General features: G+C 69.5%; 18 protein-coding genes, 1 tRNA gene and 2 pseudogenes. 7 read left to right on the top strand and 14 right to left on the bottom strand.

What is annotated here, in order from left to right:
- The first annotated feature begins 48 nt into the window (after positions 1-48).
- The 3 genes from YWM_RS23770 (at position 49) to YWM_RS0114465 (ending at position 2,635) form a co-directional block, all read left to right on the top strand.
- Positions 49-723: a GntR family transcriptional regulator gene (locus YWM_RS23770; protein ID WP_052344916.1), complete on the top strand. Its 675-nt coding sequence runs from the start codon at positions 49-51 to the stop codon at positions 721-723.
- Between the two features lie 74 nt (positions 724-797).
- Positions 798-2,219: an RtcB family protein gene (locus YWM_RS0114470; protein ID WP_028851326.1), complete on the top strand. Its 1,422-nt coding sequence runs from the start codon at positions 798-800 to the stop codon at positions 2,217-2,219.
- Positions 2,216-2,635: an archease gene (locus tag YWM_RS0114465; RefSeq protein WP_028851325.1), complete on the top strand. Its 420-nt coding sequence runs from the start codon at positions 2,216-2,218 to the stop codon at positions 2,633-2,635. Before YWM_RS0114470 ends, YWM_RS0114465 begins: the two co-directional genes overlap by 4 nt.
- 3 nt (positions 2,636-2,638) lie before the next feature.
- Here YWM_RS0114465 and YWM_RS0114460 read toward each other — a convergent pair whose 3' ends face one another.
- Positions 2,639-3,217: a TetR/AcrR family transcriptional regulator gene (locus YWM_RS0114460; protein WP_028851324.1), complete on the bottom strand. Its 579-nt coding sequence runs from the start codon at positions 3,215-3,217 to the stop codon at positions 2,639-2,641.
- Between the two features lie 145 nt (positions 3,218-3,362).
- Here YWM_RS0114460 and YWM_RS0114455 point away from each other — a divergent pair, with 145 nt between their 5' ends.
- The gene (locus tag YWM_RS0114455) at positions 3,363-4,907 is read left to right on the top strand and encodes an MDR family MFS transporter (protein ID WP_052344915.1); all 1,545 of its coding nucleotides are present in this window, start codon (positions 3,363-3,365) and stop codon (positions 4,905-4,907) included.
- A 74-nt stretch (positions 4,908-4,981) separates the two neighbouring features.
- A tRNA-Pro gene (locus YWM_RS0114450) sits at positions 4,982-5,056 on the top strand.
- A gap of 207 nt (positions 5,057-5,263) precedes the next feature.
- Here YWM_RS0114450 and YWM_RS0114445 read toward each other — a convergent pair.
- From YWM_RS0114445 to YWM_RS0114425, 5 genes are all read right to left on the bottom strand, one after another.
- Entirely contained in the window at positions 5,264-6,511 is a 1,248-nt protein-coding gene (locus tag YWM_RS0114445) for a tyrosine-type recombinase/integrase (protein ID WP_028851322.1), read from the bottom strand.
- Complete coding sequence (locus YWM_RS0114440) at positions 6,477-6,689, bottom strand: helix-turn-helix transcriptional regulator (protein WP_026529681.1); 213 nt, start codon at positions 6,687-6,689, stop codon at positions 6,477-6,479. Before YWM_RS0114440 ends, YWM_RS0114445 begins: the two co-directional genes overlap by 35 nt.
- Positions 6,686-7,273 (bottom strand): hypothetical protein, encoded by a 588-nt coding sequence (locus YWM_RS0114435; protein WP_028851321.1) that lies wholly within the window; start codon positions 7,271-7,273, stop codon positions 6,686-6,688. The genes YWM_RS0114440 and YWM_RS0114435 overlap by 4 nt, the downstream gene beginning before the upstream one ends.
- 80 nt (positions 7,274-7,353) lie before the next feature.
- Positions 7,354-9,132 carry a type IV secretory system conjugative DNA transfer family protein gene (locus YWM_RS0114430; protein ID WP_028851320.1) on the bottom strand — a complete coding sequence of 593 codons (1,779 nt, stop codon included), beginning with the start codon at positions 9,130-9,132 and terminating at the stop codon, positions 7,354-7,356.
- A complete protein-coding gene (locus tag YWM_RS0114425) occupies positions 9,129-9,641 on the bottom strand; it encodes a hypothetical protein (RefSeq protein WP_028851319.1) in 513 nt (170 codons plus the stop codon). Before YWM_RS0114425 ends, YWM_RS0114430 begins: the two co-directional genes overlap by 4 nt.
- A gap of 110 nt (positions 9,642-9,751) precedes the next feature.
- On the opposite strand from YWM_RS0114425, the pseudogene YWM_RS0114420 reads away from it, so the two are divergent.
- Positions 9,752-10,072: pseudogene (locus tag YWM_RS0114420) on the top strand (DNA-processing protein DprA); the annotation flags it as partial.
- A gap of 21 nt (positions 10,073-10,093) precedes the next feature.
- Here the strand turns inward: YWM_RS0114420 and YWM_RS26650 are convergent.
- Together YWM_RS26650 and mobF are read right to left on the bottom strand one after the other, a co-directional pair.
- Positions 10,094-12,355, bottom strand: coding sequence for an ATP-dependent DNA helicase (locus YWM_RS26650; RefSeq protein WP_211232505.1), 2,262 nt, complete (start codon positions 12,353-12,355; stop codon positions 10,094-10,096).
- On the bottom strand, positions 12,274-13,659 hold the full coding sequence (gene mobF / locus YWM_RS26645) for a MobF family relaxase (protein WP_211232504.1): 1,386 nt from the start codon (positions 13,657-13,659) through the stop codon (positions 12,274-12,276). Before mobF ends, YWM_RS26650 begins: the two co-directional genes overlap by 82 nt.
- A gap of 306 nt (positions 13,660-13,965) precedes the next feature.
- Here mobF and YWM_RS26905 point away from each other — a divergent pair, with 306 nt between their 5' ends.
- Positions 13,966-15,168, top strand: coding sequence for a DNA cytosine methyltransferase (locus tag YWM_RS26905; RefSeq protein WP_084612417.1), 1,203 nt, complete (start codon positions 13,966-13,968; stop codon positions 15,166-15,168).
- A 69-nt stretch (positions 15,169-15,237) separates the two neighbouring features.
- Here YWM_RS26905 and lnt read toward each other — a convergent pair.
- From lnt to YWM_RS23750, 6 genes and pseudogenes are all read right to left on the bottom strand, one after another.
- Positions 15,238-16,521: pseudogene (lnt, locus tag YWM_RS23755) on the bottom strand (apolipoprotein N-acyltransferase); the annotation flags it as partial.
- A 223-nt stretch (positions 16,522-16,744) separates the two neighbouring features.
- On the bottom strand, positions 16,745-17,110 hold the full coding sequence (trxA, locus tag YWM_RS0114400) for a thioredoxin (protein WP_028851317.1): 366 nt from the start codon (positions 17,108-17,110) through the stop codon (positions 16,745-16,747).
- Between the two features lie 54 nt (positions 17,111-17,164).
- On the bottom strand, positions 17,165-18,058 hold the full coding sequence (locus YWM_RS0114395; RefSeq protein WP_028851316.1) for a sulfite exporter TauE/SafE family protein: 894 nt from the start codon (positions 18,056-18,058) through the stop codon (positions 17,165-17,167).
- Between the two features lie 121 nt (positions 18,059-18,179).
- On the bottom strand, positions 18,180-18,779 hold the full coding sequence (locus tag YWM_RS0114390; protein ID WP_028851315.1) for a rhodanese-like domain-containing protein: 600 nt from the start codon (positions 18,777-18,779) through the stop codon (positions 18,180-18,182).
- 100 nt (positions 18,780-18,879) lie between these two features.
- On the bottom strand, positions 18,880-20,289 hold the full coding sequence (locus tag YWM_RS0114385; protein ID WP_028851314.1) for an MBL fold metallo-hydrolase: 1,410 nt from the start codon (positions 20,287-20,289) through the stop codon (positions 18,880-18,882).
- A 352-nt stretch (positions 20,290-20,641) separates the two neighbouring features.
- On the bottom strand, positions 20,642-20,923 hold a 282-nt coding region (locus YWM_RS23750; RefSeq protein WP_156914680.1), incomplete at its 5' end, for an integrase core domain-containing protein.

Genomic DNA, 20,923 nt, shown 5'->3' with positions numbered 1-20,923 from the left:
GGCTGTGGCTTAATGTGACGTCGGCTGGACGACGGTGAGGAGGCCTCGGTGAGCGAGACGTACCCGTCCGCGGAGCGGGTCTACCGGGAGCTGCGCCGACGGATCATGACATGGCAGCTTCCGCCCGGTACGGCGCTGCGCGAAGTGCAGATCGCCGCGGACTTCGGGGTCTCGCGCACCCCCGTCAGCCAAGCCATCCAGCGCCTGCGCGCCGACGGGCTGATCGAGCCGCGCGGTCGGCGGGGCGTCGAGGTGCGCCGGTGGAGCCAGCGCGATCTCGAGGACACCTACCGGATGCGCGCCAACCTCGAGGCATGGGCGGCCCGGCTCGCCGCTGAACGCTCCGACGAAGTCGACCTGGCCCGGTTGCGCACGCTGGCCGACGAGATGTCGGAGCTGGCCCGGGTGCAGCCGCTCGACCACGAGCGCATCGCCGAGCTCAACATCGAGTTCCACGAACTCGTCCGCTCGGCGGCGGGCAGTCACCGGCTCGTCGAGGCCCTCACCACCGTCGTGCACATCCCACTGCTGCACCGCGTCTTCACCGCGTTCACTCCGCGGCAGGTGATCGCGACGTGCCAGGAGCATCACACGATCATCGACGCGCTCCAGGCGGGCGACGCCGACTGGGCGGAGTCGATCACCCGTGCCCACATCCTGGCCGCGCTGAACGCGTTGAAGGGCCCACGCGGCCTGTTCGCCGAGGTCGAGCGCGCCGGCTGAGCAGATCCCACACGGTCGCTAACGTGGGAGCTGACCGGCCTGAAACATCCCGTATCCGCGGCGGAGTGTGCACGGTGAAGCTGATCGAGGAGACGCCTTACCGATTCCGGATCGACCCCTCCGGCGACATGCGCGTGCCCGGTGTCGTGTTCGCGTCCGAGGCGTTGCTGCCGGAGGCCGCCGGTGACCAGTCGCTGCAGCAGGTGGCCAACGTGGCGGCCCTGCCGGGGATCGTCGGTGCCTCCTACGCGATGCCGGACATCCACTGGGGCTACGGGTTCCCCATCGGCGGGGTCGCTGCGACCGACGTGCGCGACGGGGGAGTGGTCTCACCGGGCGGGGTGGGCTTCGACATCTCGTGCGGCGTCAGGTTGCTTGCGGCCGACCTGAGCCGCGAGGAGTTCACCTCGGTTCGCGACAAGATCATGGACGGCTTGGCCCGCGTGACCCCGCGAGGCGCGGGCAAGGGCGCGATCTGGCCGATGTCGACGCGGCGCGAGCTGGACCGCGTGCTGACCGGTGGTGCCCGGTATGTCGTCGAACAGGGCAGGGGCACGCAGCGCGACCTGGACCGCTGCGAGGAGTTCGGCGCAGTCGCCGACGCCGACCCCGGCCAGGTAAGTGATCGTGCGGTCGAGCGCGGCTTGGCGCAGCTGGGCAGTCTGGGCTCCGGCAACCACTTCCTCGAGGTGCAGGCCGTCGAGCAGGTCCACGACGACAAGATCGCCGCGGCGTTCGGGCTGCGCGAAGGTCAGGTGTGCGTGATGATCCACTGCGGGTCGCGCGGCCTCGGTCACCAGGTCTGCACCGACCATGTGCGCGGCATGGAGCGGGCGATGCCCGAGCACGGGATCACGGTGCCCGACCGGCAGTTGGCCTGCGTCCCGGTCGACTCGCCGGAAGGTCGCGCCTACCTGGGGGCCATGGCGGCGGCGGCCAACTACGCGCGGGCGAACCGGCACCTGCTCGGGCTCGCAGCGGCCGATGTGTTCGGCAAGATCACCGGCCGCGACCTCGAACTCGTCTACGACATCTCGCACAACCTGGCCAAGGTGGAACGGCACGAGGTCGACGGCGTCGCCCGGGAGCTGTGCGTGCACCGCAAGGGCGCCACCCGCGCATTGCCGCCCGGGCATCCGGACCTGCCCGCCGACCTGAGCGAGGCAGGGCAGCCCGTCCTCATCCCCGGGTCGATGGGCACCGGGTCGTACGTGTTGGCCGGGGTGCCGGGTGGTGGCGCGTTCTACTCGACGTGTCACGGCGCTGGGCGCGTGCTCAGCCGCACCCAGGCGGCGAAGAAGGTCAACGTCACCAAGCTCGTCGACGAGCTCGAACGGCAACACGGCATCGCGGTGCGTGGCGCCTCCCGTCGTGGTCTGGCAGAGGAAGCCCCGGCGGCCTACAAGGACGTGTCCGAGGTCGTCTCGGTCGCGGAGCGAGCGGGCTTGTGCCGCATCGTCGCCAAACTGGTGCCGTTGGGTGTGGTGAAGGGATGACGACTGATCGTGGACACCACGCCGTTCCGCACACGGCCGACGTCCGGATCGAGGCGTGGGCGCCCACCCAGGAGGAATGTCTAGCCGAGGCGGTGGCCGCGCTCGTGGAGTGCTTCGCCGACGTCAAAGACGCCTCGGCCGGCCGCACGGTGACCGCGGAACTCGCCGCGGACACCGACGAGGACCGGCTGATCGCCGTGCTCGACCAGGTCATCTACCTGGTGGACACCGAGGACGCGGTGGCCGTCGGACTGACCGTGGAGATCGATGCACCGGTGCTGCGAGTCGCCATGCCGGTAGTGGACCTGGCCGACGTGGAGATCATCGGCTCGGCGCCCAAGGCGGTGGCCTTGAGCGAGCTACGGATGGAGCACGCCGAGGGGCGGTGGAACGCCTCGGCGATCGTCGACGTGTGAACGTCAGCCGATGCGAACCCGGCTCAGTGCGCGTTCCACGACCTTCATGATCGGCTCCTTGCCGCCTTGCTCGAACCACAACGTGCCCGCGGTGCGCAGAACGGTCATGAACACCGTCGCGGTCAGCCGCGCCACCTCGTGATCGAGCTCCGGGTCACGCTCCTGCAGCACCGTCGCGAGCTCCCGGGCCAGCGCGGCGTGATCTGCTGCCTGTTTGGCCATCAGCGAGGGGTGCCGCATCAGCAGCCGGAACTGCTCGACGCCGGCCAGGTCCGGCTCCATGTCCTTGTTCAGCTCCCTCGCACTGCGCCACAGCGCGAGCCAGGGGTCCTCGTCGGCGGGTCGGCTGCGGAGCAGGTCCAGCAGCTTGCGCGTGCGCTCCCGCTCGCCGTGGAGGATCGCGTCCTCCTTGTTCGCGAAGTAGTTGGAGAACGTGCGCCGGGAGACACCGACCTCGTCCGCGATCCGTTCGACGGTGACGTTGTCCAAGCCCTCGCGCAGGGCGTGCCGCAGCGCGACCTCGTGCAGCGCTTGCCGGGTCGCGGCCTTCTTCCGGTCGCGCAAGGACTCCGCACTCGTCATGAGGCAACACCTTAGCGGTATGGCTTAATTCACTTTGAGAAAGTTTGCCCAATGGGAAACGATTGAGGGGTCGTTCGCGTTATGCACTGACGGAAGCATATGGGAGTCAGCGCGGAAGGAGCGCGAGTTGGAATCACCTGAGGTGATGGGGCGACGGCAGGTTTTCGAGTCCTTGAGCGGGCTGCTGCTCGTCCTGTTCGTCGCGATGATCAGCTCGACGGTGGTGTCCATCGCGCTTCCGCGCATCATCGGCTCACTCAACGGCACCCAGACCCAGTACACCTGGGTGGTCACCGCGACGCTGCTGACCATGACCGCGAGCACGCCGATCTGGGGCAAGCTGGCGGATCTGTTCAACAAGAAGCTGTTGCTGCAGGTCGGCATCACGATCTTCGTGACCGGTTCGCTGCTGGCCGGGTTCTCCCAGAACGTCGGCGAGATGATCGCGGCGCGGGCGTTCCAGGGGCTGGGCGTCGGCGCGCTGCAGTCGTTGGTTCAGGTGGTCATCGCCGCCATCATCCCGCCGCGCGAGCGTGGCAAGTACAACGGCTACCTGGGTGGTGTCATGGCCCTGGCCACGGTCGGCGGGCCACTGCTCGGTGGATTGATCGTCGACGTGTCGTGGCTGGGCTGGCGGTGGTGCTTCTTCGTCGGCGTGCCGATCGCCGTCATCGCGTTCATCGTGCTGCAGAAGACGCTGCACCTTCCGCACGTGCGCCGGGAGGACGCCAAGGTCGACTACCTGGGCGCGACGCTGATCGCCGCGGGTGTCAGCCTGCTGCTGATCTGGGTGTCTTTCGTCGGCAACTCGTTCGCGTGGCTGTCGTGGCAGACCGGTGCCATGGTGGGTGGCTCGCTGGTGCTGCTGGGCGCGGCGATCGCGGTGGAGTCGCGCGTGCCCGAGCCGGTGGTGCCGCTGCGCATCGTGGCGAGCCGTACCCCGGCGCTGGCCATCCTCGCCAGCGTCGCGGTGGGTATGGCGATGTTCGGTGGCGCGGTGTTCCTGGGGCAGTACTTCCAGGTCGGCCGCGGCTACTCGCCGACGGAAGCCGGTCTGCTCACCATCCCGATGATGGCGGGCGTCCTCGTCTCGTCGACCATCTCCGGACGCCTGATCAGCCGGGTCGGGAAGATCAAGCCGTACCTGATCGCCGGCACCACGATCCTGGTGCTCGGCTTCTTCGGCCTCGGCCTGATGGATCACGCCACGCCGCTGTGGCAGGTCGGTGGCGCGATGCTGGTCGTCGGCATCGGTGTCGGCATGACGATGCAGAACCTGGTGCTGGCGGTGCAGAACGCGGTGCCGTTGTCCGACGTAGGTGCGGCCACCGGCTCGATCACCTTCTTCCGCTCACTCGGCGGCACCGTCGGTGTTTCCGTGCTGGGTGCCGTGCTGGCCAACCGCGTGACCGCCGACCTGAACGCCGCGTTCGGCGGGGCCATGCCCCAGTCCGGGTCCGGGGGTACCAGCGCGCTGAACCTGAAGGCATTGCCACCGCAGGTTCGCGAGGTGGTCATGACCGTGTACGGCGACGCGACCGCGCACATCTTCCTGATCTCCGCGGCGGTCGGGATCGTCGGCGTGCTCGCGGCGCTGGCGCTCAAGCCGATCAGGCTCCGTACGACGCTGGACCTCAAGCCTCAGACGGCGGTGGAGGACGCGGACTCCGTGCCGACATCGGCTCGCTGAGACCAGGAGACCTCGCCCGGGTCGTGGGTGACCGGTGCGCTATCGTTGAGCACGCACCCGGACCTCGGGTGCGGCGGGCTGTGGCGCAGCTTGGTTAGCGCACTTGACTGGGGGTCAAGGGGTCGCAGGTTCAAATCCTGTCAGCCCGACGTAAAAGCCCAGGTGAGAGTAGGTTTCTCGCCTGGGCTTCATCATGTCCGGGGGTCGTTCTCTGTGGTCCCCCTCTGGTCCCCCGGCGCTCTCGCCGGTGGTCGCCTGTGGACGAACTGATCGCCCAGAACCCGCGTCCTGTGGATAAGGGGACCAAAAGGGGACCAGAACGCTTCCGGGAGCACTCCCGCGGGCGTCGGAGCGCATCACAGGCCCCTGGTCGCGGGGCTGCTGCGCCGGGCGTTCTTGCGTTGTCCGGCGGTGGAGAGGAAGGCGTTGGCCTGCTCGGCGGCGGAGGCGAGGTGGCGGTCGTCGGGGTGGAGATAGCCGCGCGTGGTCTCCATCGAGGCGTGCCCGAGGATGTCTTGCAGTACGTGCAGCGGGATGCCCGCGTCGGCCATCCAGGTTGCCCCGGTGTGGCGTAGGCCGTGCCGGGTGAGGTCGGGCAGTCCGAGCTTCGCGACGATGCCGTCCCAGTTGGTGGCGTCGCGGACGGTCGCGGTGGTGAGGTAGCCGCCCTTCGGGCCGACCAGCAGGGAATCCTCGGGCTCCTTCCCGTCGGTGAGGCGTTCGAGCACTGGCCGGAGTGGTTCGAGGATCGGCACGCGGCGTTCTTTGCGGCTCTTGGTCGGTTTTGTAACCAGGCCGCCTTTGCCGGGGAAAACCTGCCGGCGGATCACGACGAGGTTCTTGCCGTAGTCCACGTCCCCGACCTGCAACCCGGAGACCTCCGAGGACCGTGCGGCGAGTAGCGCGGCGAGCATCACGAAGTCGCTGTAGGACTGATGCACCTTGCCGCACGCCCTGGCGAGGCGGTTGAGGGTCTTCATGTCCGGGATTGCGTGCGCCCGTGGGGAGGTGTGTTCGGCGGACTGGCCGCGGAAGGCGTTGCGGTTCAGGCTCCGCTTGGCGCGGTTCTTCGCGGGATTGATCTGGATCAGCCCGTCCCGCACGGCCTCATCGAGCACCCGCACGAGCGGGGCGATGGTGTTCTTGATGGTCGACGCGCCGTGACGCTGCTCCCACTCATCAATGGTGCGGTCGATGATCCCGGCGGTGATCTGGGTGACCGGCAGGTGCCCGAGCGCGGGCAGCACGCGCAGTTTCAGCCCGTACCCGTAGGTCTCGCCGGTGGAGGTCGGGTCCAGGCCCCGCGCCCACCGGTCGCCGATGGAGGTGACGAACTCCAGCAGCGTCATGGACACGTCCATGCCCTTGGTCGATGAGTTGCGGAGCTGGTCGAAGAACGCGTGCGCGGCCGCTTCGTCTCGCACGATTTCCGAGCGGATGATACGCCGCTTGGTGGTCGGGTCGGTCCACCGGGCTCGGGCGCGGATGCCGTAGGAGCGGCGCTCCATGTCTGTGGAGACCTTCACGCCGATCGGCGGGACCGGCTTGGGCTCGGCGGTCGGCTGCGGTTCAGCTCTGCGGGGCCCGGTCGTGTTCCAGCTCACTCAGCCAGCGGTCCACGGCGTCGAGCCGGTACCGGGCGATCCCGCCAAGCCGCAGGAACGGCGGCCCAGTGCCGGCCGAGCGCCACCGCGACAGGGTGGACTCCGAGACCTTCAAGTACGCGGCGACCTCACGGCTGTCCAGCAGGGGCGAGACGAGTGCCTCGGTCTTGTCGCTCACGACACTTCTCCGGTGTCCGGGTCGAGGTCGCGGTAGAACGCTTCCTCTGCCTCGCGGCGGGCCTGGACGTCGGCCATGACGAACTCCGCGAACTCGGCGTCGCGGTCGGTGATCGGGATGTCCTCGATCGGGTCGCCGGGTTCCTCGCCGGGCCAGACAGTCTGCCGGGTGGGACGGTCGTGGTCGAGCCGGGTGCCGCAGGCGGCGACCCATTCGCGGAGCCGCTGGCGGGCGTCGGCGAAGTCGCGGTGCCAGCCGAGCGGTGCGCTGCCGTTCTGGTCCGGGTCGTAGGCGCAGAGCCAGTGAAGGTGCAGCGCGCTCAGCTCCCACAGCAGCTCCGGGTGCATGTGCCAGGCGGGCGGGATCACGGAGGCGGGGAGCCCGTAGGTGTGGCGTAGCCAGTCCACCCAGCGGTTGAGCTCCAACCACTCGGCCTCGGCGTCCTCGGCACTCAGCAGGTTCCAGTTGATCGGGTGCGGCGGCTCGGCGATCAGCGGCTCGTCGTAGCCGTCGTCGTCCATCTGGTCCACATCCGAGTCGGGAACATCGTTCGTCGTGGCGTCGCCACCGGGTTCGTCGGACATGCTGGGCTCCTGTCTGCTCTCCGGCGCCGGTTCGTGCCGGGCCGTTGTGGCGGGCAGGTGCTCCGTGCCGCGACCGGCGTTCAGGTGCCGGAACGACGGAGCAGGGCTTCGATCTCGGCACGGTCGGCGGCGAGCTGGCCGGCGTCGGGACGCTTGGGCCAGGGGTGCAGGTCGGTGACGATCGGGGCCGCGGAGCGCAGCAGCACGATCCCGGTCCCGAACGGGAGCCGGCGGATGCGGTCGGGCGGGAAGATCGGCACCCGGCGCACGGACCGCTGGTTGGAGCGGGTGCCGTGGTCGCCCAGCGTCACGGAGTCGGTGTATTCGTCGCGTTCGCCGACCAAGGCGCTCAGGTCTTGCAGGTCCCGGCTGTTGGAAGCCCCGCCGAGGATGACCTTGACGATCGAGGCGTCCCAGATCGCGTTCGCCTGGTGCTCGTTCCACTTGTCCCGCGCCTGCGCGAGCGATTGGAGCACCAGCATGGTCGTGATCCCCGACCCGCCGCCTTCGGCCATCAGCGTCGGCAGCGACGGCAACGGCGAGAGGTTGGCTATCTCATCCAAGGCCAGCAGCATCGGCGGATCGAGCCGGGCACCGGCCGACCGTGCGGCCAGGCGGCGGGCGGTCTCGATGAGGTCTTCCACGAGCGCGGCGACCAGCGCGGCGCTGGCTCCCGCACCGGACCCGGTTGCCAGCAGGAACAACGTGCCGCGGTCGCGGATGAACGCTTCGGGATCGAAGCCCTCACCGGGGCCGGGCGATACGGCGTCGAGCACGCGCGGGTCCGCGAGGGAGCCGAGAGCCAAGGAGACGCCCTGCCAGATCGAGTCGCGGGTGCGGGGGTCGGAGTCGATCATCGCTTCCAGAGACTCGGCCCACTCGGTCGCAGCCTGCGTGGAGCCGGTCAGGATCGCCACCGCGTCAGCGGCCGCGGTCGGATCGAGAGTCCACCTGAACAGCTCGGCGGGCGGCCGATGGTCGATCGCTGCCGCGTGCAGCAGGGCTTGGAGCGCGGCCCGTGTCTTGCCCTCCCAGAAGCCTCCGCCGTCGACGCCGCCTGCGGACAGGCCGGTGCCGGCGGCGAGCCCGGTGGCGCGGATCATCGCCGTCTGCGGCGACTCGCAGCCCCGGATCGGTGACCAGCGCAGACCGGCGGGCAGACCCTCGGCCAAGTGTTGCGGGTCGAAGATCGCGACGGGGCCGATCCTGCGACGGGCGCGCATGGTCGCGGTGAGGTTGTCCGGCCTGGTCGAGGTGACGACGACGGCGCCGGGCGCGTCGAGGATCGCCGGGATCACCAGATGCAGGCCCTTCCCGGAGCGGGGCGGCCCGATCACCATGATCGAGTCCTCGACCGACGCCCACACGCCGGTGCCCTTGGAGGTGCCGAGCCGGTAGCCCACGTCCGCCGGCTTCGGGTCAGCCAGGCCGGGGCGCAGGTTTCCCGCGCGGCGCAGCAGCGCCTTCTCAGACGCAGCGGCGGCGACTTCGTGCCGTGTGGCGATCCCGGCCATGCGGCGCGGGTCGGTCTCGATCCGGTGGGTGTGGCGGCGCAACCGCAGCCACGCCCATAGCCCGCCGGTCACGAGGCCGGCGAGCAGCAGCCCGGCGACGATCCAGTAGACGACCGGGGTCAGGCCGTCCGCGTCGAGCGCCGCGCCGGGATCACCAGGGCGGAACAGCACACCGACCCCGGAAGCGGGATCGCCGGCCGGCTGGGGCGTGCCGGTCAGGAACGCGGCCACCGATCCCGCGGCGCGCAGGATCAGCGCGACGCCGAACAGGACGACCAGCCCGATCATCGCGGCGTTGGTCAGCTCGTCCCCGAACGAGCCGGTCTGCCGGCCCTGCTCGTTCACGGCACTCGCCGGATGATCGTGGTGCCGGAGACCCGGCCGAACAGGATGACCTCGATGACCTCGCCGGTCCGGTCGGCGCCGTTCCCGGCTGGGTCGATGAGGGCGCGCGCGGTGCCGGAGTGGGCGGCGTCGGTGTGCCCGGTGACGACTGCGACCGCCACGTCCTCGCCCGGAACGAACCCCTTGCCCTCGACGGTGTGAAACACCGGCCCGGCCTGCGCCGCCGGTTCCGGTTCGGGCTCGGGGCGGGAACGCCGGCGGCGGGCGGCGACGATGTCGGTGAACGTCGTGCCGTCCGCTTCGCGGACCTCGACCCTCGCCGGTGTCGTCCGGTCGTTCGTGGCGCGGTCGATGATCTGCCCGAACGAGGAGCGCCGCCACGGCGGCGCGAAAGGGTCAGGGTCCAACCGTTTCCCGTCGACGGTGACGGTCACGGTGCCGTCCTCGCGCACATCGAGCACGACGAGCGGAATGGACACCGGGACGGGCTCAGGCTCGGGCTTCCTCATAGCGTCGAGGTGAGCCAACGCCGCCATGAGAGCATGCGTGGCGCTCCTGGGCGTCCGCGCGCACGTACGAGCCGTGCAGGTCGAACCTCTGCCGCGTACGGAGGAATGTCGGACGTCTCTGGCAGGCGCTCTCGGGTGCGACTGTCATCCCCGAAGCCGGTCCCCGGTCCGGCTCGATGACCACCGTTCTCGCCGGACACGAACTCGGCCGGGGCGTCGGCGCGGTGCCCGGCCCCGTGACCAGCGTCACGAGCGCGGGACCGAACGAACTCATCAAGCAGGGCCTCGCCTCACTCGTCACTCAGTCGAGCGACGTGATCGACCTACTCGACGCCGACAGGGCCCAGGACCGGACTGTGACGCGGTCCGAGGTCGGACGCGAGATCGGGCATCGGCGCCCGTCGCCGGGCACGCCGGGGCGCTCTCTCTGACGGCCGCCCCGCTGGACGGGTTCACAAGCTCGGTGCGGGGCGTGATGTGGTCGCTGGCCGCACCGCATCAGCCGTCGTGCCTTCGTGAGCGATCGCCTGGGCGCGGTTGAGGGCGGCGCGGGCGCGGATGGCGTCGATCTTCTGGCTGGTGCTCTCCGGCGTCGGGCCGAGCGGGGTCCGGTCGTCGGTGATGCCGTAACGGTCGCGGTAGGCGGCGACGGTGCGAGCGGCACGCCACCACGCCGCCTTCTGCTTGTCGCCCCTCGGAGCCGCGCCGAGGTCGGCCGTCCACGGCTCCTCATCGGTGAGGTAGCCGCGGAGCACGGCGTCGGCGCGGGCTTCGATCAGCTCGCGGCGCTCGTCCAGGGCTCGCCGCATGTCGTCTGCCATCTGCCCGCCGGCGTGCGGGATCAGTCCGACGATCAGCCTCGGGGCCTTGCGGGTGCGGCCTGATCCGGCGGGCCGGGCGGTGGCGCGTGCCACGCGGGCGTGCAGGACGGAGGCGATGTCATCGGCATCGTCCAGACTCCGCGCGGCGACCAGCCGCGGGAGCAGCGCGTCGAGGTCGTGGTGGTTGGCCTCGGCGTGACGCAGCTCGGCCGACAGCGCGCCGTAGGCGTCGGAGCCGAGCACGTCTTCGACCTGCTCGACGGTGAGCCCGGACGCGGCGAGCAAGATCGCCCAGCGGTCGTGCTGGGCGGCTTGCGCGATCGTGTCGTACTCGGCCGCGAGCTGCGCGATCGAGCCCCAACGGTCCTGCTCGGCAGCGACCGTGTCGTGCGCAGACAGCTCGGCGCCGATGTGCTGCAACACGCCGTAGAGGATCGAGCGGGCGGTGACGTTCGGGTTGTCGCCAGGATGCGGCACCGCGTGTTCGGCGTCCTCTCGGTCGACGGTGACATAGGCGTGGTTGCTGTGGGCGCCGCGGGTCAGGGAGACGTAGAAGTTCTCGCGCGTCGTGGTGGCAGTGACGACCGCGTGCGCGGTGTCGGTGGTAACGCCCTGGGCGCGGTGCGCGGTGATCGCGTAGCCGAGGTCCAGGTGCTCGGCCACGTAGTCGGCCGGCAGGACGATCCCGCCGCCGAACCTGCGCCCGGGCGGGCGGATGCTGACCGACCCATCCTCACGAACTCCGGTGACGGTCCAGCGGGAGCCGTTGCGGACCCACGTTCGGCCGTTGCGGAGCCGCCGGTCGTTCTCGCGGGTGATGACCAGATCGCCCTCGGAGACCGCGGTGCCGTCGCGCAGCGGCAGTTCTCGGGTGGGACTCACGGTGCCGTCGATGATCCGATCCGCCCGCGCTCTGGTGTTCAGCTCGGTGACGGTCGCGTGGGTCTCGGTGACCAGGATCGACGCGCGCCCGGCGGCAAGGTCACGCCGCCATGCGGTGTAGGCGGCGTCGATCATCGCTTCCTCGTCGCCGCCGGTGATCCGGCCGTGCTCAATCAGGGTGTCGATCGCCTCGGTTCGGCCGTGGCGGAGCTGGAGCGAGGTGGTCTTCTCCCATTCGCTGGTGAAGCGGTGCAGATCGGTCAGCTCGGGGGCGTCGTCGCGGGCGTGCACGAGCATGGCGAAACTGCCGCCGGCGCCGGGTGATTGGAGCTGGCCCCAGTCGCCGACCAGGAGGACTTTCGCGCCGGCCTTCTCGGCTTCGTGGGTGAGCCGATCCAGCGACATCGTGCCGGCCAGGCTCGCCTCGTCGATGATGACGAGCTGCCCGGCCGTGAACGTGGTCCCGTACATGATGTGGTTCTGCCACCACTTCGCCGTGTTCTCAGTGGTGATGCCGAGGTCATCGGCGAGGACCTGCGCGGCGACCGCGGAGGGGGCGAGCCCGATCACCGACCCTGTGCCGTGCTCCTTCTCCCATGCCCGCCGGAGCCCATTCATGGCCGTGGTCTTCCCGGCGCCGGCCGGGCCGACCAGCACGTCCACGACGCGACCGGAGACCGCGATCGCGGCAAGGGCCGTGGTCTGATCCTCGCCGAGCACCCGGCCGCGTGCGTCGGGCTTGCGGGCGATCCTCTCGACCGTCTCCAACGGCACGGTCGGTCCTGTTGTGGCGGCGGCCCTTGCAAGGAGTAGGTCTTCGGCGGCCAGCAGGGCTTCGGATGAGAACAGGGTCGAGGCGTGCGGCCGGAACCGGGAGGTGCCGTCGACGCGGCGGAACTGCAACGGGTTCGACGCCAGCTCCGGCGGCGTCAGCCGTAGCGAGGCGTGCTCGGCGGCATCGACCACGAGCCCGGTGATCGCCTCCCGGTCCTGGATGCTGGGAACCGCCACCCCATCAACTGCCGGGATGCTTCGGCGTGCAGGTTCCAGCGGGTCCAGGTCGAACGCTTCTCACCGACCGTCTCCATCACGGTCTGCCCGACCTCATGCACCAGATCCAGCGGCACATCATCGGCGCGCAGCACCCGCCGCGGCGCTTGCGCGTTCGCCGTGGTCAGCGTGCGCGCCCAGCCATTCGGGTCCCGGCGCAGCACCCGGCCGGCGCGTTGCCGCCACTCGGCGGTGAGGTCGGCCAGCGAGCGGACCTGCTTCTCCGGCCTCGTGGCGAGCGTCGCCTGCGCCCGGAGTTTCAGCACCGTTCGCGCGGAGGGCTGCCTGCCGTGCTTGGCGACGTACTCCGCGATCAGGCGGTCTTTCTCGGCCTCGATGTGCCGGGAGCGGGTGGAGAACTCGGTCACCAGTTCGTCGGGCACGCCCTCGATTTCCCATGCCGGGTTTCGATCCCGGCCTCGCTCGCGCGCTTCCCACTCGACGCCGAGGACGCGGGTGAGCTGGTCGGCCAGAGCGGCGTTGTAGAGCTCCGACACGGCGACGACCACCGCGTGCATCGGCCGTCCGGCGAGGGTCCGCCAACGGTCGTCCTGCACGGTCAGGACCTTGTTGCTGATGACGACGTGGGTGTGCAACTGCGGGTCGCCGGCGCGGCTGTCGTAGTGATCGAACGCCGCGGCCACGACGCCGGCGACATCGACGTGTGCAACCGCGCCGCCCGGGCCGGTTGCACCGACGCGGGTTGTTGCAACCTCGCGTTCGAGGAACGCAACCAGCTCCGCAACCGCCGCATGATGAGCGTCCGCGATCAAGGCTTGGGTGCCGGCGTCCGCAACCGCCCAGATCGTGGAGACCGACTTCGGCACGCTGAACGTGAAGTCGTAACCGGCTACCGCGCGGCGGGTGCCGCGCTCGGCCTCCTCCGCCTCGATCGCGGCCACTTCCTGCGCTCGAGTCGCCGGCCCCAACTCGGGGTCGAGGGCGTCGACGCGCTGCTTGATCCGCTCGGTGATCGACGCGAACTGCTGGTAGGCGCGGCCCAGCGGCTCGCCCGTGATCGGGTCATGGCCCATCCCGACCAACAGCGCGAGCTGAGCTTCGGAGACCTGCGCTCCCTCGACCAGCTCGCCGTGCCCGAGACGACCCAGCCCCGAGCCCATCCAGAAGCCCGGCGGCGTCCCCGCCTCCGCGTAGTAGCGAGTCAGCGGCGTGGACAGCGAACGATCGCCGTCGCCCGCAGCGATGGACTTCAACAGGTACTTGTACCCATCGCCCGCGCTCATCACGCGCATCGAAACCGTCACCTGGGCCGCTCCTTCCGCCGCCGTTCGGAGGGCAGGTGAGCCCGCGAACCCGGTCGCATCCGATGCGACTCGGGACGGTCGAACCTCTTCTGAAAGACGTGTGATGGCTCGGGGAGCCGGCGGCTGAGGACCAGCGACGCCGCCTGAGTCACGGACTCCGAAGCGCGCCGGGATGGTGCGCCGAGTGCGGGCATGGCACCGGCGACGAGACATGGCGGCGTGGTTCGGGAGGTCGTGCACCTAGTCGCTGACCAGCCCGGTGGTGCGTGAAGTCCGACCGGGGATCACCCCTCAGCCGGAGCCCTCATGCACGACCCACACGACCGGACTCGCCCGCTCAGAGTCGGATCGCTGTTCTCCGGGTACGGCGGTCTCGACCTCGCCGTCGAACACGCCTTGGATGGCGAGACGATCTGGTTCTCCGAGAACAACGAACACGTCTCCCGCATCTTCGCCCACCACTGGCCCGACGCCCCCAATCTGGGCGACATCACCACCATCGACTGGCGCACCGTCGAGCCGGTCGATGTTCTCTGTGGAGGCTTCCCCTGCCAGGACGTCTCGACCGTGGGCAAGCGCGCCGGCCTCGCGCCCGGCACCCGCTCCGGGCTCTGGTCGTACATGGCCGCCGCGATCGACGCGCTGCAACCCCAGCTCGTCGTCATCGAGAACGTGCGCGGCCTGCTGTCCTCACCCGCCGTCCGCGCACCCCTAGAAGGAGACGACGATGCGCAAAGCAATCCCGGCCACGCAACCCCCGGCGATGCAGCCCTTCGCGAAGTGGAACCCGACCCGTGGGGTCTGGGAGACCTCGCAGCTCGACCTCTCCGGGCAGTCGGCGCCGTACTCGGCGATCTGGCCGACCTGCGGTATGACACGCAGTGGATCGGCCTACCAGCGTCCCTTGTCGGCGCTCCTCATCCCAGGCTTCGCGTCTTCATCCTCGCCCGCAGCCGGGGCACTGTTCAGGACGCTGCTCGCCACGGACTCGACTCGTGGCGGCGAGTCACTGGAACAGGTGAGGGCGAGGCGGGGGACGATCGCGCTCTCGCATCAGATCATCGACCTCGCGCTAAACGGGCCGGCTGGCTTGCAGAGCAAGAGCAGCGAACCCGAGATGCTGTGGTTCCTGATCGAGGACATCTTCGCCGCTGGGGACGCTACGCCCGCGCCATCGCCCGATGGGAGCATGTGACAGGACGAATCGCGCCAGCGCTGCTAGACAGGACTAGTGGACCGCGGCCGTCGCCCGAGTTCGTGGAGTGGTTGATGGGTCTCCCCAGTGGTCGGATCACTGATCCGATCCATCAACTCACGGCTAATCAGCAGATCGCTGCGCTCGGCAACGGCGTTCTTCCGCTACAAGCGCTCTCGGCGATGCGCGTCGGCGCACTCGTGCAGGCCGATGCTGCTTCGTTGGCTGGAGTCAAGCACCCGATGGTGTCGCGAGGATGCACGGTCTCGCAGGAGGAGGAAGGCGAGGACGAGAAAGCCGGCGAGAGTGCCTGAGACGATCAGCGTGTTGATCGACTGCGCCAACATGACGGCGGCGGTGAGCCCGTCCCGGAGCTCAAGGTCGGCGATCATGAGTCCGGGTTCGTCCGCGGCTAGTGCGGCCAGCGTGGCGCCGTTCGGGGCGAGTACCTGGCTGGTGCCGGTGGTGGAGAGGTTGACGACGCTGCGGCCGGTCTCGATGGCGCGCATGCGCGCGAACGCAAGCTGTTGCAGGTTTTCATCGGTGTCGCGGAAGTCGGCGTTGTTCGTCTGGAACATGAGCACCTGGGCACCGCTGTGCGCGCCTTCGTGAATGACGTCATCGAATGCCACGTCGAAGCAGATCGCCAGTCCCACCTCTACGCCGTCGACCTCGATGGCGGGTGTGTCGACGCCGGCGGCGTACTCGCGTTCAAGGAGGTCTACCAGGCTGGGCACGAGCGCGCCGTAGAACCACCGGTCGGGCACGTACTCGCCGAAGGGGACGGGATGGCGTTTGGCGTGCGTGGCCATCGGCCCGTTCGAGGTCCAGAGGAAGGAAGTGTTGTAGACGAGGTGGCCGTCTGCCGCGGCGGCGTTGAGCAGGATCGGCGCATCGTATCGGGCGGCTGCATCGTTGAGCGCGTGAGCGGTGGCCTCGTCGGCGAGGGGATCACTGTCGACGCCGCCCTCGGGCCACAGCACGACGTCGACCTGTTCATCTTTGAGAGGGGCGGAAGCGGCGAGCTGAGATTCCAGGACCGCGCCCGGTTCGTGCTCATCGACGTACGCGGCGGGGCCGTTGCCCTGCACAGCGCCCACCCGGATGGTGCCCGCGTGACTGGTCGGGAACTGCGGCACCAGGACCATCACCGCTGCGAGACCGAGCGCGGGGATCGACGCCGCCCACGAGGCGAAAGGTGTTCTCGGGTGCTCGGTGGCGTTACCGCGTGCCTGTTGCGCGCGCACGATCCAACGGAGTGCTTCGATCGCGGCGGCGCACACGGCGACCATCAGGAAGCCCAGGCCGGAGACGCCCACCCATGACGCGACCGGAGCGATCGGGCTTTCCGATTGGCTCATCGCCACCCGTCCCCACGGGGATCCACCGTAGGGCCAGGAGCCCATGATGAGTTCGCGGATCGTCCAGGCTCCCGCTACCAGCAGCGGCAGCGCCAGCAGCCGCATCGCGAAGGTGTCGCGCCGGCGCGGCAGCCATCGGTAGGCGAGGACGATCGGCACCGTCAGCACAGCCGTGTAGATCGTCAGCGCGCCAGCCAGGGCCACCCACGGGACCCCGCTCAGCGGATGCTCCCCGAGAAACTGCGCCGACCAGGACACGTGAGGAAACCAGAACGCTGCGCCGAAGACTGTCCCGACCAGCAGCGCCCCCCCAGGACCGTCGCCCGATGAGAGTGACCAGGGACAACGTCACCGAGACGAACGCCAGCGGCCACCACCCGAGTGAGGGGAACGCCGCATCCATCGCGAGCCCGGCCACGCCGGCGACTGGCATCGCGGCCCATAGCGGCAAGGGCGCAGGCTCGGACGCCCGCGTCCGCGTGGCGGCAGATGTCTCGACTCTGAGCCCGGAAATGGTGCGCTCCCTGTTCTAGCGAGGGTCCGACTCCTGTATTTGCGCGCGCACGTGGTCCATGTCTAGGTCGCGGATTTTGCCGATCAGTTCGTGTAGCGCTTTGGCCGGGAGCGCTCCGGGCTGGGAGTAGACCAGGATGCCGTCTTTGAAGCCCATCAGCGTAGGGATGGAGGTGATCTGTGCGGCGGCGGCCAGGGATGCCTGGGCCTCGGTGTCGACCTTGGCGAACAGGATGTCGGGATGCTCGGCGGACGCGGCCTCGAAGACGGGGGCGAAGCTGCGGCATGGTCCGCACCAGGCGGCCCAGAAGTCGACCAGCACGATGGGATGGTCAGTGATGGCCGCCGAGAATGCGTCTTCGGTGAGGTCGATGGTTGTCATGAGGGTGGGACTCCGGAGTCTGGTCGGCGACGGTGTGTTGTGAGGCGAAGTGGATCAGCCCGGGGTCGGCCGGGCTAGGCCGAAGGGACAGTTGAGAGCGGTCAGCCGGCAGACGAGGACGAGGACCACCGTGATGAGTCCGAGGCCTCCGGCGGCGATCGCCCAGGCCGGCGGCAGCTCGATCACGAGCACGAGCGTTCCGGTGAGCAGGACGAAGACGCCGAAGACCTTCTGGAGGGCGTCGGCTGGTATGCGTCCTGACAGGCGTGCACCGAGGAGCGCTCCAAGCACGGCCATCGCAGTGACCGCGGCCACGAGGGGCCAGTCGAGGGTCACCGTGGTCAGGTAGCCGGCGAGTCCGGCGAAGGACTTCATCGCGATCACCAGCAGTGAGGTGCCCACGGCCACCGGCATGCTGAGGCCGCCCAGCAGCACGAGGGCGGGGACGATGAGGAAGCCGCCGCCGGCGCCGACGATCCCGGTGATGAGGCCGACGACGATGCCTTCGAGCATGGTCCGCAGCATCGGCAGCGAGTGGGCGCGCTCGGTCCCGGCATCGGCGGTGGGTTGGTCAGTGTCGCGCCTGGGCTTTCTGGTGACCATCGCGATCGCGGTGGCGATCATCATGATCGCGAAGGCCACCATCAGCACGGCACCGGGGAGCTGGCCTCCGATGAGTCCTCCGACGAAGGCGCCCACCATGCCAGCGGCGCCGAAGATGAGCCCGGTGCGCCATCGGACTCGACGGTGCCGGGCGTGCACGACGAGGCTGGACAACGAGGTCACGCCGACGATCAGCAGCGAGGCCGCGATGGCCTCTTTCGGGGGCATGCCCGCGATGTAGGTGAGCAGCGGGACGGTCAGGATCGACCCGCCACCGCCGAGCGTCCCTAGCGCGAGCCCGACACCCACGGCGAGCACGAGGGTGAGGATCAGGGTGCCGCTCACTCGTGCTCACCGGGCATCGTGGTTGGTGCTGCGGGTCGTGACGCCGACCGTGCCGATGCCGGTCCTAGATGCGGGGTCGTTGCAGTTGAACGCCGTCGGAACGTCGGAGCACGCAAGGGCATCACAGTTCCTGGGTCGCGACCGGGATGGATGCGATCGCGCTCCGTGCGGTGGGGCTGGCCGTGACCTTGTTCCAGGGCATGCGGGAGAGGATGCGGCCCATCAGGCAGGAGCCGGTGAGCGCCGCGACGACGAGCCCGGCGCTGAGCGCGAACGCGATGACGCGGGACTCCGGCCAGAGGAACTCGGCCACGAGCAGGCTCACCAGGACGATCAGCCCGGCCGTGAACCGCACCTGGCGCTCGATGTCCCAGCGAGCTGCGCTGCGGACCACCTGGCCGCCAGCGGCCTCGAAGGCGGGCACGCCGCCGGTGAGCACGTTGGCCGTCCGCACACCGGCGGCAGCGAGATGCTGCTGGGCCTGGGTGGCGCGGTTGCCGGACTGGCACACCAGTACCGCGCGGTGCCCGAGCCGCTCTGCCAGATCCGAGGCGTGTTCGGTCAGCAGCGGCAGCGGGACGTTGTACGAGCCGTGAATGTGGAGGGTCTCGAACTCGGCCGGGGACCGCACGTCGATGATCGTGAGGTCGTCGTGGAGCTGACGCCACTGGGCGAGCTCCTCGGCGGTGAGCGTTCGGAGCTCGGCGGAGGGATCGGTCATGGGGTGGTTCCTCGTCAGGTCTGGCCGCGGGCAGCGGAGATGCGAACGGAAAGGGCTGGGGCCGACCGCACGTCGGAGGATGCGAGCGGTCTGCTGTGCGTCAGGCCAGCGCGGTCTCGCTGGTGGTCTCCTGCCATGCGCGCCAGGCGTTGTAGCTGCCGTCGAGTTCTACGACGTCGTGCCCGGCGCGTCGTAGGGCGCTGGCGGCGACGGTGCTCCGCATCCCGGACTGGCAGTAGGTCACGATCGTGCCGGAGCGCGGCAGCTCGTCTTGGTGCCAGAGCACGCGCGCGGCGCTGAGCTGTGTGGCGCCGGGGATGTGCCCGGCGGCGTACTCGCCGCGCTGGCGCACGTCCAGCAGCAGCGCGGCATCGAAACCTGCCAGCTCGGCCGGCTCGATGAGGGGCGGGACGAACCGAGGAAGCCCGTCGATGGTGGTGACGTAGCCGGCGGTCTGGTCGATGCCGACCCGCAGCAGCCGATCCGCGATCGCCTGGGCGGCGGGCTGGTCCTCGGCCAGCAGCACCAGCGGACGCGAGTCGGTCTCGGGATCGTAGGCCCAGGCGGCGTAGGTGGCGGTCTTGGGGCCGTCGGGGATGTTGAGCGAGCCGGCAACGGTGCCCTGATGGGCCTGCGCCGGCGGGCGGGTGTCGACGAAGGTGATCTCGTCGGCCTCCAGCCGCCGCGCCACCTCCGCTACGGCCAGCTCTGGCACCGGGCCGCGCTCGCCCAGCACGGCGGGACCCTCGCGGTTCTGCTTCTTCATCCTCGCGAAGTAGGCGTGCGCGTCGGGCTGCCCGTCGAGCAGCTCCTCGATGAACCCCTGCTCGTCGTCGGCAGCCAGGTGGCGACTCCACCACGCGTGGGCGCGCTCGTAGCCGACCGTGGTCGAGGGCAGCGCTCCGAGCGCCTTGCCGCACGCACTGCCGGAGCCGTGCCCCGGGTGGACCTGGACATGATCCGGCAAGGTCAGGAACACCTCACGCAAGCTGCTGAACAGTTGCCGCGCGCCCTCGAAGCGCGTGTCGACCCCACCCGCGGCCTCGTCCAGCAGGTCGGGGCGGCCCAGGTCCCCGGCGAACACGAAGTCGCCGGAGATGAGGTAGCCGGGCTCGCTGGCGAAGGCACCATCGGTGACCAGGAACACCAGGTGCTCAGGAGTGTGACCAGGCGTGTGCCGGGCCTGGATCGTGATGTTGCCGATCGTGATCGTGTCGCCGTCGTACAGACGCCGGGCGTCGAAACCGTACTGCCAGTCCGCGCCGCCCTCGCCGGAGACGTAGACCTCGGCGCCGACCGCCGCAGCCAGCTCGCGCGTCCCGGACAGGTAGTCAGCGTGGATGTGGGTCTCGGTCACCGCGACGATCCGCATGCCGTGCTTGGCCGCGAGCGCCAGGTAGTCCGCGATGTCGCGGCGCGCGTCGATCACCACCGCCTCGCCCTTGGCCTGGCAGCCGATGAAGTACCCGGCCTGCGCCAGGTCCTCGTCGTAGATGCGTTCGAGAAGCACTGTTCATCCTTCCGTCGATGCCATCGATACCCTGGGGGTATTTTTACTGTCTCATACCCCCTGGGGTATTTCAAGTCGAGTGTGCGACCCGAGCGCCCACGATCGACATGCCCGCGTGGCTGGCCGTCGGAGAGGACTCGTTCAGAGGGGACTCAGCGATCGTCGCCACCAGGTGCCGTCGTTCCTGGAGGAGGAGTGCAGCGCCGTTGATGGTGATGTGGGTGGGCACGATGATCGGTCCTTGGCCGTCGGGTTCGTAGGCTTGGGCGACATCACCGGTGAGGACGTTGTGGACCCGGATCGCCCCGTCCTCTCGCAGATAGAGGAAGACGCCGCCGATCGCTGTCCCGCGTCAAGAATCTGGCTCAGTTTTCTTGGATGAAAGTTGTGCTTGTTGATCTTGCTGGTGGATCTCGATCGGTCGTTGCATGCCGAGTGCCTCGTGGGGGCGGATGTGGTTGAACACGTGCCGGTAGCGCTCGGCCTCGGCGGCGAGGGTCTGCCCGTCGTCGATCTCCATCCGGTAGAGGTGCTCGTACTTCAGCGATCCGAATGCCCGTTCCCGCACGCCGTTCTGGCCGGGTGAGCGACGCCGGGTGCGGATGTGGAGCAGCTCGGGGCGAGAGGCGATGAA

The sequence above is a fragment of the Thermocrispum municipale DSM 44069 genome, from assembly GCF_000427825.1.
GTDB lineage: Bacteria > Actinomycetota > Actinomycetes > Mycobacteriales > Pseudonocardiaceae > Thermocrispum > Thermocrispum municipale.
The sequence above is the reverse complement of the archived record's forward strand: the minus strand, read 5'-3'. Positions and strand labels throughout refer to the sequence as shown.

What these genes read in the sequence shown, in the direction of transcription:
- YWM_RS0114465 (WP_028851325.1), top strand. Translation starts at nt 2,216, where the DNA reads ATGACGACTGATCGTGGACACCACGCCGTTCCGCACACGGCCGACGTC.
- YWM_RS0114425 (WP_028851319.1), bottom strand. Translation starts at nt 9,641, where the DNA reads ATGAGGAAGCCCGAGCCTGAGCCCGTCCCGGTGTCCATTCCGCTCGTC.
- YWM_RS0114460 (WP_028851324.1), bottom strand. Translation starts at nt 3,217, where the DNA reads ATGACGAGTGCGGAGTCCTTGCGCGACCGGAAGAAGGCCGCGACCCGG.
- YWM_RS26905 (WP_084612417.1), top strand. Translation starts at nt 13,966, where the DNA reads ATGCACGACCCACACGACCGGACTCGCCCGCTCAGAGTCGGATCGCTG.
- YWM_RS0114435 (WP_028851321.1), bottom strand. Translation starts at nt 7,273, where the DNA reads ATGTCCGACGAACCCGGTGGCGACGCCACGACGAACGATGTTCCCGAC.
- trxA (WP_028851317.1), bottom strand. Translation starts at nt 17,110, where the DNA reads ATGACAACCATCGACCTCACCGAAGACGCATTCTCGGCGGCCATCACT.
- YWM_RS0114390 (WP_028851315.1), bottom strand. Translation starts at nt 18,779, where the DNA reads ATGACCGATCCCTCCGCCGAGCTCCGAACGCTCACCGCCGAGGAGCTC.
- YWM_RS0114455 (WP_052344915.1), top strand. Translation starts at nt 3,363, where the DNA reads ATGGGGCGACGGCAGGTTTTCGAGTCCTTGAGCGGGCTGCTGCTCGTC.